The organism is Hyphomonas sp. L-53-1-40, from assembly GCF_000682775.1.
Taxonomy (GTDB): Bacteria; Pseudomonadota; Alphaproteobacteria; order Caulobacterales; family Hyphomonadaceae; genus Hyphomonas.
Genome location: NZ_AWFI01000002.1, coordinates 31,008 through 50,160 on the forward strand (window position 1 = coordinate 31,008; position 19,153 = coordinate 50,160).

General features: G+C 56.6%; 16 protein-coding genes. All 16 read left to right on the forward strand.

Features of this window, described 5'->3' with window-relative positions:
* Positions 1–25 precede the first annotated feature (25 nt).
* The 16 genes from proS (at position 26) to lpxA (ending at position 19,152) form a co-directional block, all read left to right on the forward strand.
* Positions 26–1,345 (forward strand): proline--tRNA ligase, encoded by a 1,320-nt coding sequence (gene proS, locus L53_RS04195; RefSeq protein WP_034812307.1) that lies wholly within the window; start codon positions 26–28, stop codon positions 1,343–1,345.
* Complete coding sequence (locus L53_RS04200; RefSeq protein WP_034812310.1) at positions 1,342–2,634, forward strand: ABC transporter permease; 1,293 nt, start codon at positions 1,342–1,344, stop codon at positions 2,632–2,634. Before proS ends, L53_RS04200 begins: the two co-directional genes overlap by 4 nt.
* Positions 2,634–3,323, forward strand: a complete 690-nt coding sequence (locus L53_RS04205; protein WP_034812313.1) for an ABC transporter ATP-binding protein — start codon at positions 2,634–2,636, stop codon at positions 3,321–3,323. Before L53_RS04200 ends, L53_RS04205 begins: the two co-directional genes overlap by 1 nt.
* Before the next feature lie 38 nt (positions 3,324–3,361).
* A complete protein-coding gene (gene dnaE / locus L53_RS04210; protein ID WP_051607576.1) occupies positions 3,362–6,823 on the forward strand; it encodes a DNA polymerase III subunit alpha in 3,462 nt (1,153 codons plus the stop codon).
* A 145-nt stretch (positions 6,824–6,968) separates the two neighbouring features.
* The gene (gene rpsB, locus L53_RS04215) at positions 6,969–7,775 is read left to right on the forward strand and encodes a 30S ribosomal protein S2 (RefSeq protein ID WP_034812319.1); all 807 of its coding nucleotides are present in this window, start codon (positions 6,969–6,971) and stop codon (positions 7,773–7,775) included.
* A 43-nt stretch (positions 7,776–7,818) separates the two neighbouring features.
* Positions 7,819–8,724, forward strand: coding sequence for a translation elongation factor Ts (gene tsf, locus L53_RS04220; RefSeq protein ID WP_034812322.1), 906 nt, complete (start codon positions 7,819–7,821; stop codon positions 8,722–8,724).
* 111 nt (positions 8,725–8,835) lie between these two features.
* Complete coding sequence (pyrH, locus tag L53_RS04225) at positions 8,836–9,582, forward strand: UMP kinase (protein WP_034812325.1); 747 nt, start codon at positions 8,836–8,838, stop codon at positions 9,580–9,582.
* A 5-nt stretch (positions 9,583–9,587) separates the two neighbouring features.
* Positions 9,588–10,142, forward strand: a complete 555-nt coding sequence (gene frr / locus L53_RS04230) for a ribosome recycling factor (protein ID WP_034812328.1) — start codon at positions 9,588–9,590, stop codon at positions 10,140–10,142.
* Positions 10,142–10,903: an isoprenyl transferase gene (locus L53_RS04235; RefSeq protein WP_034812331.1), complete on the forward strand. Its 762-nt coding sequence runs from the start codon at positions 10,142–10,144 to the stop codon at positions 10,901–10,903. Before frr ends, L53_RS04235 begins: the two co-directional genes overlap by 1 nt.
* Positions 10,903–11,724: a phosphatidate cytidylyltransferase gene (locus L53_RS16215; RefSeq protein ID WP_051607577.1), complete on the forward strand. Its 822-nt coding sequence runs from the start codon at positions 10,903–10,905 to the stop codon at positions 11,722–11,724. The genes L53_RS04235 and L53_RS16215 overlap by 1 nt, the downstream gene beginning before the upstream one ends.
* On the forward strand, positions 11,724–12,920 hold the full coding sequence (gene dxr / locus L53_RS04245) for a 1-deoxy-D-xylulose-5-phosphate reductoisomerase (RefSeq protein WP_034812461.1): 1,197 nt from the start codon (positions 11,724–11,726) through the stop codon (positions 12,918–12,920). Before L53_RS16215 ends, dxr begins: the two co-directional genes overlap by 1 nt.
* 4 nt (positions 12,921–12,924) lie before the next feature.
* Positions 12,925–14,094: an RIP metalloprotease gene (locus tag L53_RS04250; protein WP_051607578.1), complete on the forward strand. Its 1,170-nt coding sequence runs from the start codon at positions 12,925–12,927 to the stop codon at positions 14,092–14,094.
* A gap of 36 nt (positions 14,095–14,130) precedes the next feature.
* Positions 14,131–16,686 carry an outer membrane protein assembly factor BamA gene (gene bamA / locus L53_RS04255; RefSeq protein WP_034812333.1) on the forward strand — a complete coding sequence of 852 codons (2,556 nt, stop codon included), beginning with the start codon at positions 14,131–14,133 and terminating at the stop codon, positions 16,684–16,686.
* 27 nt (positions 16,687–16,713) lie between these two features.
* Positions 16,714–17,304 (forward strand): OmpH family outer membrane protein, encoded by a 591-nt coding sequence (locus L53_RS04260; RefSeq protein ID WP_034812336.1) that lies wholly within the window; start codon positions 16,714–16,716, stop codon positions 17,302–17,304.
* Between the two features lie 12 nt (positions 17,305–17,316).
* A complete protein-coding gene (lpxD, locus tag L53_RS04265; protein ID WP_034812338.1) occupies positions 17,317–18,333 on the forward strand; it encodes a UDP-3-O-(3-hydroxymyristoyl)glucosamine N-acyltransferase in 1,017 nt (338 codons plus the stop codon).
* 30 nt (positions 18,334–18,363) lie between these two features.
* Entirely contained in the window at positions 18,364–19,152 is a 789-nt protein-coding gene (gene lpxA, locus L53_RS04270) for an acyl-ACP--UDP-N-acetylglucosamine O-acyltransferase (RefSeq protein WP_034812340.1), read from the forward strand.
* Position 19,153: the final 1 nt, after the last annotated feature.

Below are 19,153 nucleotides of genomic sequence, written 5' to 3' on the forward strand. Positions count from 1 at the left end.
TTTACCGCGCGATCACGGAGATTCCATGCGTCTGTCGAAGTATTTCCTGCCCGTATCCAAAGAAGCCCCGTCAGATGCGGCCATCGCCTCGCATCAATTGATGCTGCGCACCGGCATGGTCCGCCAGAACGGCGCCGGTATCTACACATGGCTGCCACTTGGCCTTCGTGTCCTCAAGAAGATCGAACAGATTGTGCGCGAAGAGATGAACCGCGCAGGCGCTGTGGAAATGTTGATGCCGACGCTTCAGCAAGCCGATCTCTGGCGCGAGTCCGGTCGGTATGAAGCCTATGGCAAGGAGATGTTGCGCATTACCGACCGGCATGACCGCGACATGCTGTACGGGCCGACCAATGAGGAGCTCGTCACGGATGTGTTCCGTTCATATGTGAAGAGCTACAAGCAACTTCCGCTGAACCTCTATCACCAGCAATGGAAATTCCGGGACGAGATCCGCCCGCGTTTCGGAGTGATGCGCGGTCGCGAGTTCATGATGAAGGATGCCTATTCCTTTGATCTGACCCCAGAAGACGCGCGCCACTCCTACAACCGGATGTTCTGCGCCTATCTCAATACATTCTCCCGCCTTGGCCTAACCGGCGTTCCCATGCGGGCAGACACGGGCCCGATTGGGGGCGAGTTAAGCCATGAATTCATCATTCTCGCCGAAACTGGCGAGAGCGCTGTGTTCTGCGACAAGGCTCTGCTGGATATGCCCGCGCCGGGTCTGGACCTGGATTTTTCGTCCGACCTGACAGCAGAAGTCGAAAAGCGGACGCAATACTATGCCGCGACCGAAGAGATGCATGACGAAGCTGCCTTCGCTGAACTGCCGGAAGACCGAAAGGTCTCTGCGCGCGGTATTGAAGTCGGCCACATCTTCTATTTCGGCACCAAGTATTCCGAACCCATGAACGCAGTTGTCCAGGGACCTGACGGCCAAATGGTGCCGGTCGAGATGGGGAGCTACGGGATCGGCGTTTCGCGCCTTGTCGGGGGTATTATTGAAGCCTGCCATGACGAGAATGGCATTGTCTGGCCCGAAAGCGTTGCGCCGTTTCATGTCGGTATCGTCAATATGCGGGTCGGCGATGAGGAATGTGACAAGGTTTGTGAGCAAGCCTATCAGGCGCTCGAACTTGCCGGAATAGACACGCTATATGACGAGACTGATGACAGGGCTGGCGGCAAGTTCGCGCGGATGGATCTGATTGGTCTACCATGGCAGATTGTCATCGGACCACGTGGTATCAAAAACGGTGTCGTTGAAGTCAAGAATCGCAAAACGGGTGAGAAATCAGAAATGCCGCTCGCGGATGCCCTCAGCAAGGTGCGGCCCGAATGAGTGATATTCCGTCAGCGGCCGCGCCGTTTGGGAAGCTGGAGCGCACACTCGCCTGGCGGTACTTGCGCGCCAAGCGGGAGCATGGCGGTGCAAGCCTGATATCGATCATTTCCTTTGTCGGCATCTTCTTTGCGGTTGCTGCGCTGATCATCACCATGTCCATCATGAGCGGTTTCAGGGCGACCTTGCTGGATGCTTTGCTGGGCGGTCAGCCACATGTCTACGGCGTTGTTGCGTCGTATACAGAGGAAGAAGCCGAACAGATTGCGGAGACGATCTCTCGGATTGATGGTGTGTCCAGTGTCGCACCGTATATTGAAGAATATGTGCTCGTGACGGCGAATGGTCGCAAGACGGGGGCGGCCGTGCGGGCCATCCGCAAGGAAGACCTCGCCACTATGCCTTTCCTGAAGGATGGCGGGGCGGCGGCCATTGAATCCGGGTTTGGCGAAGGCAAGAATGGCGGCAATGTCGTCATGATGGGGGCATTTCTGGCTGCTGGCCGGGAAGGCCTCGGTGTCCGGCCGGGCGACAAGGTAGAGATCATTACATCGCAGACCAATGCCGGACCTCTCGGATCAACGCCGCGCAGCAAGGCCTACACTGTCGGAGACGTTTTCAAGACGGGAAGCGTTGAGCTCGACCGGCTTTATATCTTTATGCCGATGGAGCAGGCGCAGATCCTGTTTCAGTCCAAGGATCGCTACCAAATGCTGGATATCCGACTGGATGATCCGAACAAAACAGCCGCGGCCATGGAGGCCATAGCGGCAGCTACAGGCAATGCGCTTTACGTATTTGACTGGAAAAGCCAGCGCGCGGGCTACCTCAACGCATTGCAGGTTGAGCGGACCATGGTGCGTATGCTCGTCATGGTGATCATGGGTATTGCCACACTGAACATCATCGTCGGCGTTGTTATGCTGGTGAAGAACAAGACACGCGATATCGCCATTCTGAGAACGATTGGTCTTGGACGCGGCGGTGTGCTCCGTGTCTTCCTGCTCGTCGGAACCATACTTGGTACATTGGGCGCGCTGCTTGGCATGGCGATCGGCATTCTTGTTGTCACGAACATCGACGCTGTGGAGGCGTTCATCAATCTGTTTGTGCCAGGCGAGGTTTTCGATGCTGAAGTCTACGGCCTGGAGGGTCTACCTGCGATCCTCGATTGGGGCGAAGTCCTGCAGACCGGCCTGTATGCGCTCGGCATGTCCATGCTCGTTTCCATCATTCCGGCCTGGTGGGCTTCCCGTCAGGACCCGGTCAGCGCGTTGAGGTTCGAATAATGGCCCAACCCGTTCTCGAACTTCGCGATATTGACCGGTACTACAAGACGGCCGCTGGCGAATTGCACGTTCTTGGCGGAACCAATCTGCAGCTGAATGCAGGCGAGTTGGTCGGACTGGTCGGCCCATCTGGTTCCGGAAAATCTACCCTGTTGCACACTGCAGGCCTGCTGGAGCGACCAGAATCTGGCAAGGTCATGCTGGATGGCATTGATTGCCTCGCCCTGGACGACAAGGGCCGCACGGCGATACGTCGGGCCAAGATCGGTTTCGTCTACCAGTTCCATCACTTGCTGCCGGAATTCAATGCAGCGGATAATGTGGCGATGCCTCTGATGATCGCAGGCACGAAACAATCTGCTGCGCGCGAAAAGGCGGAACACTTGTTGGCTGAAATGGGGCTTGATGAGCGCGGCCATCACCAACCCGCGCAAATGTCGGGTGGGGAGCAGCAACGCGTCGCAATTGCCCGCGCCCTGGCAAACGACCCGCGTCTTGTCATCGCCGACGAGCCTACAGGAAACCTTGACCCCGGTACGACGGAGCGCGTGTTCGCGACCCTGATAAAAATGGTTCGCGATGAAGGCGCTGCTGTGCTGGTGGCGACGCACAATCTGTCACTGATCCGCCACATGGATCGCGTCCTGACCTTGGCTGACGGCAAACTGGTCGACTACCAGCCGGACTAAGTTGTGGAACGTAGCGCTTGGCCTCTGGTCTGGCGGTAATGCGCGCGGCACAGTATCCTGTGAAAAGGAGATTTCCCGTGACTGAGTCGCCCTTCATCCATCTTGCCGTCCGGTCGAGCTATTCCTTGCTCGAAAGCATGATCACGCCCAAGGGCCTGAAGGCTTGGTGTGTCGAGCAGGGAATGCCTGCTGTGGCGATTACCGACCGGAACAATCTTTATGGCGCACTGGAAATCTCGCTGACGCTGACGGATGCAGGTATCCAGCCCATCATGGCATGCTGCTTCGATGTTACAGACGGTATGCCAAAGAGCGAACCGACCCGGGTGTCGCTCTATGCGCAGAACGAGATCGGCTACAAGCGCTTGATGCTGTTGTCTTCGCGAGCCTATTTGGACGCAGCCGATGGTGTGCCAAAGCTTTCACGGGAGTTGTTGCTGGACAAAACAGACGGGCTGATCCTGCTGACCGGCGGCGCAGAAGGTGAAGTCGCGCGCCACCTTTTGAAAGCTCGTATTGCGGATGCTCGAACCGAACTCTCCACGCTTGCCTCAGCTTATCCGGGGCGCTGCTATGTAGAGATCACGCGTCATGGTACCGAAGATGAGTATGCCTGCGAGGAGGGATTGATTGACCTCGCCTATGTACTCGGCTTGCCGCTGGTAGCGACGCATGATGCCCGGTTCATGAAGCCGTCGGACGCCAAGGCACACGATGCAATGATGTGTATTTCGAATGGCCAGTATCTGGGCCAGGAAGATCGCAAGCGTGTCGATGCATCCCAATATCTCAAAACCGCTGAAGAAATGCGGGAACTGTTCGCTGACATTCCCGAAGCCATTGCGAACACGTTCGAAATCGCCCAGCGCTGCGCGGTGAAGGCAGAGACGCACAAGCCCATCCTGCCGAACTTTTCGAATGAAGGACGTTCGGAATCAGAAGAACTCCGCAAGCAGGCCCTCGAGGGGCTGGAATACCGTCTTGGCGCGGCGGACAAGCTGTATGCGGAGCGGGATACCTATTTTGAACGGCTTGATTACGAACTGACGATCATCGAGCGCATGGGGTTTCCAGGCTACTTCCTGATCGTCTCCGACTTCATCAAATGGGCCAAGGACAATGACATCCCGGTGGGGCCGGGGCGGGGCTCCGGTGCGGGCTCGCTCGTCGCTTGGGTGCTTCTGATCACGGACCTTGATCCGCTCCGCTTTGATCTGCTCTTCGAGCGCTTCCTGAACCCCGAACGTGTGTCGATGCCGGATTTCGATATCGATTTCTGTCAGGAACGTCGGGGAGAAGTCATCCGCTATGTGCGCGACAAGTATGGCGCCGACTCCGTCGCCATGATCATCACGTTCGGCACATTGCAGGCCAAGGCCGTCGTCCGCGATGTCGGCCGCGTGATGCAGATGCCATATGGTCAGGTCGACCGGCTTGCCAAACTCATTCCATTCAATCCAGCCAATCCACCCAAGCTGCAGGATGCGATCGACGACGAGCCGAAATTCCAGGATGAAATCGACGCCGACGAGCGTGTTGGGGAACTGCTGGAAGTCGCTCTGTCGCTCGAAGGCAAGTACCGAAATGCGGGCACGCACGCCGCAGGTGTTGTGATTGGTGATCGACCACTGGTCGAGCTTGTGCCGCTCTACAACGATCCACGAGCGGACCTGCCAGCGACCCAGTTCAACATGAAATACGCTGAAATGGCGGGGCTGGTGAAGTTCGACTTCCTCGGCCTGAAAACCCTGACGGTGATCGACCGGGCGCTCAAGCTGATCCGACGGGACGGGCGAGATGTCGGGCCGGAATGGCAAAGCCTGGATGATCAGGCCACATACGACCTCATGGCGAGCGGCGAGACGCTGGGCGTGTTTCAGCTCGAAGGCGCCGGCATGCGGGATACGCTCAAGAAGGTGCGTCCGCACAATCTTGAGGACGTCATTGCCATCATCTCACTCTACCGGCCCGGTCCGATGGAAAACATTCCAGTTTATGTCCAGGGCAAGGAAGACCCATCTTCAGTCATCTATCAGCATCCGGACCTGAAACCTGTCCTCGAGGCCACTTACGGAGTGCCTGTTTACCAGGAGCAGGTCATGCGAATGGCGCAGGAGATCGCTGGCTACTCCCTTGGCGAAGCTGACCTTCTTCGTCGTGCCATGGGTAAGAAGAAAGTCGAGGAGATGATCGCCCAGCGGAAGCGGTTCGTCGAAGGTGCGGCTGAACAAAAGGGGATGGAAGAGAAACTCGCCAACGACATCTTCGATACGATGGAGAAGTTCGCCGGCTACGGTTTCAACAAATCCCACGCTGCGGCCTACGCTTTGATCGGTTACCATACGGGCTACCTGAAGCGGCATTTCCCGGTCGAATTCCTCGCCGCTTCGATGAGTCTTGATATCGGAAACACTGACAAGCTCGCGGCCTTCTTCCAGGAAGCCAAGCGACTAAAAATTCCGGTTCTGGCTCCTGATGTAAACACTTCTTCGGCAGACTTCGATGTGCGTGACGGTGCGGTCGTATATGCGCTCGGCGCACTGAAGGGCGTCGGACTTGAGGCCATGAAACATGTCGTCGAGATACGGGACGGAGATGGTCGCTTTGCTGATCTCTATGATTTTGCTGAACGCGTCGATCCGAAACATGTGAACAAGAAAGCGTTTGAATCGCTTTCCAAGGCCGGTGCATTCGATGGCATGGAGCCGAACCGCGCCAGAATGCTGGAGTCAGCGCCGCTGCTGGCAAATTTGGCGGTTAGTGCAGCCCAGGACCGACAAGGCGGGCAGGGCGGTCTATTTGCCGAGGCCGAACCTGCACTAAGGCCGGTGTTACCGAAAACCAAGGCCTGGAATGGTCAACAGAAGCTGGATCAGGAGTTCAAGTCGATCGGGTTCTACTTCTCTGGCCATCCCCTGGATGACGTGCTTGAGGGATTGGACCGCGAACGCGTGACCCTGGCCATGGAGGTGCAGGATCGTGCCTCAGACGGCAAGCCGCTCGAGATGATCGGCGTCGTCCGCGCGCGTAGCGATAAACCTGCGCGCAATGGCGGCAAGTTTGCGTTCCTGACGCTTTCCGACCCATCTGGCGAAGTCGAGATGATGGTATTCCCCGAAACCTTGTCCCAAAACTACGATTTGCTGCAGGTCGGCAATGCGGTGGCGATTACTGTCGGGGTGAAACGAAACGCCGAAGAAATCAAACTGAACGCTGAACGGGTATTAAAGCTTGAAGCAGCCAGACTGTCGAAGGCAATGGGGGCGCTCAAGATTCGGCTCGCTGTTGGCGCATATGTTGGCGATCTGGCGGGAGTGGTTGGCCATCTTGCAAAGCTTCAGGACCTGGAACAGGGCGAACTCCTGATCGAAATGCCACTGGAAGACGGCCGAGTTGTCACCATGAAGCTGCCGGCAACTTACACGATTGGCCTGAGTGCACAGCGGGCCCTGAAAGAAGCGCCCGGCGTGGAGCGCGTCGAGCCCCTCAAAGCGGCCTGACAAAAGCCGCGCCAGAACTCTTGCAGGCATCGGCATTTTCTGTATAAGCCGCCACATCAGAAACCAGTTCACGGGTGCATCCGGTGCGACGGGCCATAGGGGTCCAACGTTCCACTCGTGACGGCCAACCGGATGGAGAAAATCTATGGCCCTACCTGACTTCAACATGCGTCAGCTGCTCGAAGCTGGCGTTCACTTCGGTCACCAAACCCACCGCTGGAATCCTCGCATGAAGCCGTATATCTACGGTGATCGTTCGGGAATCCACATCATGGACCTGTCCCAGACTGTCCCTTCGCTGCACCAGGCCCTGGTCTTTGTGCGCGACACGGTCGCAAAAGGTGGTCGGGTCCTGTTCGTGGGCACCAAGCGTCAGGCCCAGGAGCCGATTGCCGAAGCTGCTGGCCGTTGCGCTCAGTATTACATGAACCATCGCTGGCTCGGCGGCACGCTGACCAACTGGTCCACTGTTTCCAATTCCATCAAGCAGCTCAAAGAGCTGAACGCGATGTTTGAAAGCGGCGACAGCGGCCAAGGCCTCACCAAGAAAGAATTGCTCGACCTTGAGCGTCGCCGTGACAAGCTTCAGCTCTCTCTTGGCGGTATCGCAGACATGGGCGGCCTGCCGGCTGCTATGATCGTGATCGATACGAACAAGGAAGCGATTGCTGTCCAGGAAGCTCGCAAGCTGGGAATTCCGGTCGTCGCCGTGCTTGATACAAATTGTGACCCGGCTGACGCCGATTATGGCTTCCCTGGTAATGACGATGCTGCGCGCGCCATTTCCCTTTACTGCAACCTGTTCGCGGATGCCGTACTGGACGGTCTGGCAGAGTCGACGGCTGGCCTGGGTGTTGACCTTGGTGAGATGGAAGATATCGACGCCATGGCCGAAGCTGACGTGGCTGTGGCCGCAGAGGGCGAAACCGCCGAAGATACAACAGGCGCCTAGGAACAGGCGTCTGACCTGAAGACCAAACTGAAGGAATACAGCAATGGCTGAGATTACCGCTGCGCTTGTTAAAGCACTGCGCGAGAAGACTGGCGCAGGCATGATGGATGCCAAAAAGGCGCTCGTCGAAAACAATGGCGATGAAGCCGCGGCCACCGATTGGCTGCGCGCGAAAGGCCTCTCGAAAGCAGCCAAGAAATCTGGACGCACCGCCGCTGATGGTCTCGTTTCAGTCCAAGTCTCGGACGACGGCAAGACCGGCGCAATTGTGGAATTGAACGCTGAAACCGACTTTGTCGCCCGGAACGAAAAATTCCAGGCGGCGCTGGCCGGGATCACCAAAGCTGCCCTCGAAACGGACGGATCCGTCGAAGGGTTGTCTGCGGCTCCAGCGCCGGATGGCGAAGGCTCTGTTGATGACCTGATCAAACGTCTGATTGCGACCGTTGGCGAGAATATGACCCTGCGTCGCAGTGCGAAGCTGACGGCTGACGGCAAGGTGGCTTCGTATATCCACAATGCTGAAACGGCAGGCATGGGCAAAGTCGGCGTGCTTGTCGCCCTCGACGGTTCTGGCGATCTGGAAGAAATCGGCCGCAAGGTTGCGATGCATATCGCGGCAACGTCGCCTGCTTCAGCCACCACTGATGAGCTGGATCCAGAGATTGTTGAGGCTGAAAAGCGCGTGCTCACTGAGCAGGCTCGCGAAAGTGGCAAGCCTGACAATGTCATCGAGAAGATGATCGTTGGCCGGATGCAGAAATTCTACAAGGAAGTTGTTCTTGTAGAGCAGCCATTCGTGATGAACCCTGACCAGACAGTGGGCAAGTTCCTTGAGGAGCAGGGCGCAACGCTGAAGGGCTTCGTGCACTTCAAGCTGGGCGAAGGCATCGAGAAAGAAGAAGACAACTTCGCCGACGAAGTTGCATCCATGACAAAAGGCAGCTGATCACGCTTGCCTTTCGGCCCGCAAAGGGCTTTGAACATCCCGGTCGCCCATGACAGGCGGCCGGGAATCTTTTAGGAGCCTGTAAGGCCGATAATACCGGAGACACCGCCCATGCAGACCGAAGAGTCAGACTCCAGCCCCTTGAAATACAAACGGGTGTTGTTGAAGCTCTCCGGAGAGGCGCTGATGGGCCCCGGACAATTCGGAATTGATATTCCGACGTGCGAGAAGTTCGCACATGCAATCAAGCAAGCTCAAGACACGGGCGCGGAAGTCTGCCTCGTCATTGGTGGCGGCAACATATTCCGCGGCGTCGCAGGCGCGGCCAAGGGTATGGAGCGTGCGCAGGCCGACTCCATGGGCATGCTGGCCACGATCATGAATGCTCTTGCCATGCAAAGCGTGCTTGAGAGCATTGGCGTCCCGACGCGCGTGCAATCCGCAATCCGCATGGAGTCGATTTGCGAGCCCTATATTCGCCGACGGGCCCAACGACATATGGAAAAAGGCCGCGTTGTGATCTTTGCGGCCGGCATTGGAAACCCATTCTTCACGACAGATACCGGGGCTGCGCTGCGGGCGATCGAAATGAACTGCGATGCCCTGCTCAAGGGGACGCAAGTCGACGGCGTCTACACAGCAGACCCCAAGATCGACGCAAATGCGACGCGCTACGACGAGGTTGGCTATCAGGAGTTGCTGGCCAAGGATTTGCGCGTGATGGACCCCTCTGCGGTGAGTCTTATGCGCGACAACAACATCCCGATCGTGGTCTTCTCGCTTAAGGAAGAGGGGTCTCTCCTCAAAGTCCTTCATGGGAAGGGCACATCGACAACAATCAACAATCATGGAGCGTAAGTGTCATGAGCTATGACAAGAAGGATCTTGAGCGCCGGATGGAAGGCGCCCTGGCGTCTCTCTCCACTGAATTCAGCGGTCTGCGGACGGGCCGGGCCTCGGTGAACCTGCTAGATGCGGTCATGGTCCCAGCCTATGGTTCAACGGTGCCGTTGAACCAGGTCGCGTCGGTCACCGTGTCTGACAACCGCATGTTGTCGGTCAATGTTTGGGACAAGACTGTCGTTGGTGCGACTGAGCGGGCGATCCGGGATTCCGGCTTGGGCCTGAACCCTGTTACGGACGGCCAGAATTTGCGCATTCCGATCCCGCCGCTCAATGAAGAACGCCGTGTCGAACTCCAGAAAGTCGCTGGCAAATATGCGGAAGCAGCGCGGGTATCCGTGCGCAACATTCGCCGGGATGGCATGGACACGCTCAAGAAGATGGAAAAGGATGGTGATATCAGCGAAGATCGCCACCGTGCGCTGTCTGATGAAGTCCAGAAGTTGACAGACCTCTATGTCAGCAAAGTTGACGACGCGCTGAAAGCCAAAGAAGCGGAGATAATGCAGGTCTGATGTCGACCGACGACGCCTCTGCGCCGTCCGACTCGCATGCGGGCGCATCTCGCGTACCCGCTCACATTGCCATCATCATGGATGGGAATGGTCGGTGGGCGAACGCTCGTGGATTGCCACGGGCCGCAGGGCATGAGCGAGGAGTCGAAGCACTTCGCCGCACTGTTGAGGCGGCTGGCCAGATTGGTGTTCGATACCTGACAGTTTATTCCTTTTCGACTGAGAATTGGCGTCGGCCCGCATCCGAGGTCAACGCCCTGTTTGGGCTCCTGAAAACTTTCATCAAGAAAGATCTCGGAAGGCTCAAGAAGGAAGGCGTGAAGATAAGGGTTATCGGCAGGCGCCAGGGTCTTCCGGATGACATAGCTGGCTTGGTCGAGAGGGCGGAACGTGAAACTGCGGACAATGCTGATTTCTATTTGAACATCGCGTTCAACTATGGGGGGCGCGAGGAGATTGCGCGCGCGTCGCGCAGGCTGGCGGCGGATGTCGAGAGCGGCAAGCTGGCGTCTGAGAATGTGACTGAAGACGTCTTCGCTTCCTATCTCGATACGGTCGATATGCCGGATCCAGATCTTCTCATCCGAACGAGTGGGGAATACCGCTTGAGCAACTTCCTGTTGTGGCAAGCCGCTTATAGCGAACTCGTGTTCTTCGACGTGTTATGGCCAGACTTCGATCGTTCCTTTCTGGAGAAGGCGGTTGCGATCTATAGCGAAAGGGAGCGCCGCTTTGGCGCTGTTTCGAAGGGGAGCGCATAATGGGCGACTGGACCCCGCCCGAAAGCCGCTTTTCCCAGCTTGGACTCCGCTTGCTGACGGCAGCACTCCTTATTCCTGCCGGGTTGTTCGTCGTTTGGTCAGGCGGATGGTGGTTGGCGGCTGCTTGTGCGCTTTTCGGCGGTATCATGGCTTGGGAATGGGCTGGAATGAGCGGGCATCCTCGCGGCTGGCTTCTGAGCTTTGCCGCCGCACTATTCTGCCTCAGCCTCCCTATGGATTTGCCCTGGCTTCACGTCTTCCTGGGTTGTTTCGGGTTGGCGCTTTCGTTTGCGTCCAATGCGGGCGGTTTGCGGATACGATCCGCTGCTATGCTTGGCTGGTTCTATGTTACCGCGATGGCGGCTGGTCTCTGGTTCTTGCGCGAAGGACCCTGGGATGGCCGCACTGTTGCATTGTATTTCATGTCCTTCGTCTGGGCATCTGACGCTGCGGCGTATTTTGTCGGGCGGGGTTTGGGTGGGCCGCGCCTGTTGCCTCAGGAAAGTCCGAACAAGACCTGGAGCGGAGCAACGGGCGCGCTCCTATTCACGGCTGTGTGCGGTATTGCTGCGGCCGATTTGCAGAACTCCAGTCTGATCTTGTGGGTGGTTTTGGGCGCCAGCCTGTCATTTACCGCACAGCTCGGAGATCTTCTTGAAAGTGGCCTCAAGCGCCGGTTCAAGGTGAAGGACTCGAGCAACCTGCTCCCCGGGCATGGGGGTGTTCTTGACAGGGTCGATGGCCTCGGCGCCGTCGGAATCGTTGGTTCACTTCTGTTGTGGAGCTTTCCGTCACTCTCGACCGCACTGGGTCTGTCCTGATGGCCACCCGCCGTATCAGCATCATGGGATCAACGGGATCAATCGGAAAGTCTGCGTTGGATGTCGTCCGTCACGCCAACGCCAATGCAGAGCAGACATTTCAGATCGTAGCGCTTGCGGCCGGCTCGGATGCAGAAGGTCTCGCTGCGCAAGCTATCGCGTTCAATGCTGAAATCGCGGTGATTTCTGATGAGTCCCAGCTGCCGACCCTGAAAACTCTGCTGGCTGGAAGCGATATCGAAGCAGCGGCAGGCGAGACCGCGATCGCAGAAGCAGCAGCGCGCCCGGTGGAGCGCATGTTGGCGGCGATTGTTGGGGCAGCTGGCCTCAAATCCACGATATCCGCCATACGTGCGGGAAATGATGTCGCGATCGCAAACAAGGAAAGCATTGTGTGCGGTGGCAAGCTCATTCTAAGCGAGGCGCGACGCAGGGGCGTCTCGATACTGCCAGTCGATTCTGAGCATTCAGCCATTTTTCAATGTCTTGGCGATGGTCGCTCTCTGGAAAAATTGACAATCACCGCGTCCGGCGGGCCGTTCCTCACGTCGTCTCTGGATCAGATGCGCATGGCGAGCCCCAAGCAAGCGGCCGCCCACCCGAACTGGAGCATGGGCGTCAAGAACTCCATCGACAGTGCGACCCTCATGAACAAAGCGCTTGAGTTCATCGAGGCGGGATTTCTTTTCGATGTCGAAGGGGAGCGCTTGGATGTGATCGTCCATCCTCAATCGATCATTCACGGCATGGCGCACTTTACCGATGGCTCAGTCATCGCGCAGCTTGGTGCGCCAGACATGAAAACGCCGATCTCCTACGCGCTGGGCTGGCCGGACAGGGTTCCAACCGTCGTGGACCGCCTGGACCTCGCCACCTTGGGGCGGCTGGACTTTGAAAATGTTGATGAAACGCGCTTCCCGGCCATTCGGCTGGCGCGTCAGGCATATGCACACGGTGTTCAGGCAACGACCGTATTAAATTGCGCTAATGAATCGGCTGTTTCTGCATTTATTGCGGGCCATTGCGGGTTTCTGGACATAAGCTGGATCGTGGAAGAGACGTTGAATCGCTATTTTTCGGGAAATATGCACGGAATCGCCTGCGATACTCTGGAGGAGATTGCCTTGCTGGACCGTTTCAGTCGAGAAATGGCGCGCGATGTACTAGAGAAGACCCAGCGTCGTACGGGAGGATAACGTTTTGGGTGATTTTCTCAGCCAAGGACCCTTGTTTCTATTTTGCCTGATTTTCATGATGGGCATCGTGGTTATCGTCCACGAGTATGGCCACTACATCGTGGGGCGCTGGTTTGGTGCCGCCGTGGAGTCTTTCTCGGTGGGATTTGGAAAGCCGATATTTGAACGCACTGACAAGCATGGCACCCGCTGGCGCATAAACTGGATCCCGCTCGGTGGCTTTGTGAAATTTGTGGGTGAAAGCCAGATGGCGGGTGATGTCGGCAAGATCGAGCAGGGTCCGATTGGCAGGGCCTATCCCGAGCTCGGGGTCGGGCAACGGTCGCTCGTCAGTCTCGCAGGACCATTTGCCAACTTCATCCTTTCAACCCTTATATTTGCTCTGATACTGGGCGTTCACGGTCGTCCGGTCATGAAGGTTGGCATCGCCGCAGTCGTGCCAGATGGCGCGGCGGCTGAAGCTGGAATGGAATCCGGCGACGTTGTCATGTCAGTGAATGGCAAGTCGGTTAGCGATACGTCCGAAGTCTTGATGGCGATCATCCTGAACCCGAATGAACCAATCGATTTCGTTGTTCAGCGCGGCGATTCCGAGAAAGCCTTGATCGTTACCCCTGATGAAATTGTCCGTGAAAACGATTTTGGGCAGCAGGTCCCCCAAGCGACGATTGGCGTGAGTATCGCTCCGATCTCTTATGGAGAACACATCAACTACAATCCAGTAGAGGCCTTGGGGCAGGGCGTTATCGAAACCGGCGCGACGATCGATCGGACGGTGACGATGCTTACGCGAATCGTTACCGGAAAAATGTCGATGCACGCCATGACGGGGCCTGTGGGAATCGGAGATATTTCCCGCCGCGTGGTTAACAAGGTTTGGGAACAGGAGCAGGCGACGACCGGTCAGAAGCTCGAACGTCTGTTCTGGATGCTGGCAAGCATTTGCGCCGCGATCTCAGTAGGAGTCGGCTTTTTCAACCTTCTTCCGCTGCCGGTATTGGATGGCGGACACCTTGTATTTAATGCATATGAAGCCATTGCGGGCAGGGAAATGCCGCAAAAAGTGCAGGAGGTGGCCCTGACATTCGGGTTGATCCTGTTATTGGGAATGGTCGTGGTGATCACTTGGGGTGATATCATCGAGACCGGCTTGTTCGGAGCAAGAGGCGGCTGATCCGCCTGCCGAAATTAACCAGAGAGTGTGTCGACGATGCGTAAGTTTCTTGCAGCAACCATGATGGCGAGCAGCGTTCTGGCTGTGAACACAGCGCTTGTTCCCATGGGCACTGCTGATGCACAGGAAGATAGTCGCTATGGCGGCACCATCCGCTCCGTCATTGTCGAGGGCAATCAGCGTATCGAGGCGCGTACGGTTCAATCCTACCTGCTTGTAGAGCCTGGTGATTCCTTTGATCCTGACCGCATTGACCTATCCCTGAAGACACTGTTTGCCACCAACCTGTTTGCGGACGTTTCCATTGACCGTGTGGACGACAATCTGGTCGTGCGTGTGGTTGAGAACCCGATCATCAACCGCGTGGTATTCGAAGGAAACAGCGCGCTGGATGACGACAAGCTCAAAGAAGATATCCAGGCCGCACCTCGCGGCATCTTTACCGCTGCCCGTGTCCAATCTGATGTTCAGCGTATCCTCGAACTCTATCGCCAGTCCGGTCGATTTGCCGCCAAAGTCGAACCGCAATACAAACCGCTTGAACAAAACCGGGTTGACCTGATTTTTGAGATCACCGAAGGGCCAGTCACCGGCGTGCGGTCGATCAACTTTCTTGGCAACCAAGCTTACTCGGACTCGCGCCTTCGCAGCGAGATCGTCACGCGTCAATCGCGCCTGTGGCGTTTCTTCAGCTCGAATGACAATTACGATCCGGGCCGTCTGGAATACGACCGCGACCTCTTGCGTCAGTTCTATCAGAATAACGGCTATTACGATTTTCGCGTGACATCCGCTGTGGCTGAACTGACGCCGGATCAGAAAGACTTCTACATCACCATGACGGTGGATGAGGGACGCCAATATTATTTCGGCGAAGTTAAAGTCGAGACGGCGCTTGAAAAGCTCAATGCTGAGGCACTGAAACGTGCTGTACCAATTCAATCCGACACGCTCTTCCGCGGCGACTCGATTGAAGACACGATCGACTCGCTGACTTACGCAGCGGGTATTGCTGGTTACGCCTTTGTTGATGTTCGTCCACAGTTGGACGTGAATCCCGAGACGGGTCTGATTGATGTCACCTTCGCTGTGGATGAAGGTCCTCGGGTTTACATCGATCGGATCAATATTGTCGGTAACACGCAGACACTTGATCGGGTCATTCGTCGGGAACTCCGAATTTCAGAAGGCGATGCGTTCAACCGCATCCTTCTTGATCGTTCCAAGAACCGCGTCCGAGCTCTGGGTTACTTCAAGAATGTCGAAGTGGTTGAGACCCCGTCGGAAGATCCGGACCGGACCATTGTGGATATCAAGGTCGAGGAACAACCAACCGGCGAACTGTCCTTCGCGGCCGGCTTTTCATCCGTGGATGCCTATCTGCTCGACGTCAGCGCGTCACAGCGCAATCTAAGGGGGCGCGGTCAGTCGGTTGTTGCTCGCGTGTCCGCTTCGAGCCGTCAGCAAATTCTGGATTTCCGGTTCACTGAGCCAAGACTGTTTGATCGCAATCTTTCCGGCGGTATTGACGCCTACGCTACTCGCCAGGACTATGAAGATTATTCCGGCTTCACCAGCGATACGATTGGTGCGGGCGTACGCCTCGGTTTCCCTCTTACGGAACGCATGCAGCTGGGCCTTAGCTACAGATTGCAAACCGATGAAGTGAACGTTCTCGATCGTAATTACATCATCGACGAAGACGGATTCTTCGTTACCGACCGCGTCCAGATCACAGGGGCCGACACCCCAGAAGATCTCACAGACGACACCTATCGGCTCGTCGAACCAGGCGATGCCGGTGCGGGCCAACGCGTTGTTGACCAATGTTCGCGCGATTACGTCTTGAGAGATCCCATCTGTCGGGCAGAACGCAGCGATCTGTCCTCGATCCTCGGATACAATTTCTACTGGGACCGCACTAACGATCCGATAAGGCCGTCGCGCGGCTTTGATTTCCGATTCAGCCAGGACCTTGCCGGTATTGGCGGTGATGTGAAGTATTTACGGACTGAGTCTACCGCGACCATGTATCGTGGCATCTGGCGCGATGTAATTGCGAGCCTTCGTGTTTCCGGAGGGTATGTTTTCCCATTGGAAGACGGCCAGGGCGTGAGGATCAACAACCGTTTCTTCCGGGGTGGCAGCACGTTCCGCGGGTTTGACGTCGCAGGCATCGGCCCGCGAGAGATTGTCCGCGTAGTCGATCCTGAAACTGGGGAAGTTGTTCAGACTCGCCGCCTCAATTCGCAAGGCGGGAATGTCTATTATCAAAGCACATTCGAACTCAGCCTGCCGAGCTTCCTGCCTGAAGAATACGGTATCAAGAGCGCGCTGTTCGCAGAGGCGGGTGCCCTGGGCTCTCTTCGTGGACCAGACGTCGGTCCCACAATCTACTTCACCGATCAATCAACCGGCCTGCCAGCAGTCCGGCTGACCAAGACGGCTGCATCCATGCGGGCGTCGGCCGGTCTAAGTGTTTTCTGGGACTCTCCGTTTGGTCCCATTCGGTTCGATTTCTCTCAAATTCTCAAACGGGAAGACTATGACCGGACGGAAACGTTCCGGTTCTCGACCTCAACAAGATTCTAATTTCAAGCTGAAAGACAGGAGACTAGAATGTCCCGACTCAAGAACTTCATTTTCGCCATGGTGGCGTCACTCGCCGCAATTGCCTTGGTTGCGCCGGAATCTTTCGCTCAGGGCACCACGGTCATTACGATCGATGAGGCAAAAATCCTGCGCGACAGCAAAGCTGGCAAAGACATTCAGGCCAAGCTTCAAAGCATCGAATCTCAGATCAATACCGAGTTGACGCCAACCAAGACGTCGCTTGAGGCTGAAGGCAAGGCGCTGAATACTGAACTGCAAGGTAAGACACGCGAGCAGATTGCCGGCGACGCAGCAATGGTTGCCCGCCTCAACGCGTACGACAAGAAGGCCGGTGATTTCGGCAAGGCGCGCCAAAAAGCTGCCAGTGAGTTTCAGCTGACCGAGCGTCAGGCTCTTATCGATTTCAACAAGGCGCTTGAGCCGGTTCTCCTGCAGGTCGTGAGTGAAAAAAATGCCCAGATCGTGCTGTCCAAGAGCGCTCTGATCTATGGCGTGGATTCTGTTGATGTCTCCGCACTGGTCATCAGCAAGTTGGACGCTACGACGCCTACACTTTCGGTCGTCCGCAAGCGCATTCCTGACCAGCCAGCGCAGTAAATTGAGACATTCGTGCCAGTAGACGTTCGATTTTTCGCGCCATTGGGATCTCTTTCTCTTGGCGAACTGGCCAAACAGACCGGATCCGGTCTCTTCGGAGATGAAGATCTGGAACTGACAGGTATCTCCTCGGCTGCGAACGGCCGCCGGGGAGACCTTGGATTTCTCGATGGAGACGGAAAGTCTGCTATCGAGATCAATCCCGACATCTCAGCCCTTGTCGTAAATGATGCCAATGTGGCCCGCATTCCCGACGGCATCCCCTATATCGTTTCAAAGTTTCCCCGCCATGTTCACGGAACAGCTGCGGTAAAACTGTTTCGTCCACGTCATTTGGATTGGCATGGTGAGTCTGCCATTTCGCCCGATGCCACGATAGACGAGAGCGTCTGGATCGCACCGGGTGCTGCCATCGCACCTGGCGCCGTGATCGGTGCCGGCACATTCATCGGGGCGAATGCTGTTATTGGTCCAGGCGTCCAGATTGGCCGCAATTGCGTTATCGGCCCGGCCGCGACCGTATTCTGCGCGCTTATAGGGGATCATGTGAGACTACTGTCCGGTGCCCGTATAGGCGAGGCAGGGTTCGGCGTCATGCCCGGTCCCAGCGGGGCGGAGGATGCTCCACATTATGGCCGCGTCATCCTGCAGGATCATGTCACCATAGGGGCCAATTCCTGTGTCGATCGGGGGGCCTTTGACGACACAATTCTCGGGGAACGAACACGGATCGATAATCTGTGCCAGATCGCTCACAATGTGGTGCTTGGTCGCTCGGTTCTCATGGCGGCATTCGGTGGTATTTCAGGATCGGTTCAGATCGGTGATGGCACAATGCTTGGTGGACGCGTTGGAATCGCGGATCATGTGAAAGTCGGCGAGGGTGTATCTCTGGCGGCCTCTTCGGGTTTGTTCAGAAATATCGAAGACGGCGAAACATGGGGCGGAACACCTGCCAAACCTCTCCGCCAATGGATGCGCGAGATCGCGTGGTTGCAGAAGAACGCAAACCCGAAGAAAAAGGGTTAGTCAGCGCGTCCCAGCAGCTTTTGGAAACTCATGTCCACACAAATTCACCCCACTGCCTACATTGAGGACGGAGCCGCTCTCGGTGATGGTGTCGTTGTAGGGCCATTCTGTCATATTGGTCCAAACGCACGCATTGGGGCTAATTCCGTCCTGATGACGCATTCTGTCGTGACCGGTCACACAGAACTGGGGGAGGGGTGTGTCCTGCACCCGCATGCGGTATTGGGTGGTGTGCCTCAAGTTATAGGGTTTGAGTCGACACCGGACTCTCGACTGGTTGTCGGTGAGAACTGCGTCTTTCGTGAGTATTCAACCGCCCATTCCGGCATGCCCAAATTTGGCGGCCTTACAACGATCGGGAACAATTGCTTTGTCATGATCGGGGCGCACATCGCCCATGACAACCACATTGGTAATAATGTCGTCATGGCAAATAATGTTTCTCTGGCTGGCCATATCACAGTCGGAGACAATGTGTGGTTCGGCGGTCTAGCCGCCGTTCACCAATTCTCTCGCATCGGAAGGAATGCTTTCATCGGCGGGGGAGCGATTGTTGTGGAAGATGTAATTCCGTTTGGATCGGTCGTCGGCAATCACGCCAAACTGTCGGGCCTGAACATGGTCGGTCTCAAGCGCCGAGGCTTCTCGAAAGCAGATATCCGGGACATTCGCGCCGCTTACAAAGCCATCTTTCTTGGAGATGGCTTGTTCAAGGATCGGCTGGAACAGGCGTCGCAGGATTATGCGGAGAATCCGCTGGCCATGGAGATCATCACATTCATCCGTGAGGGCGACCGCCCCATCTGCAAGCCAGGTTGAT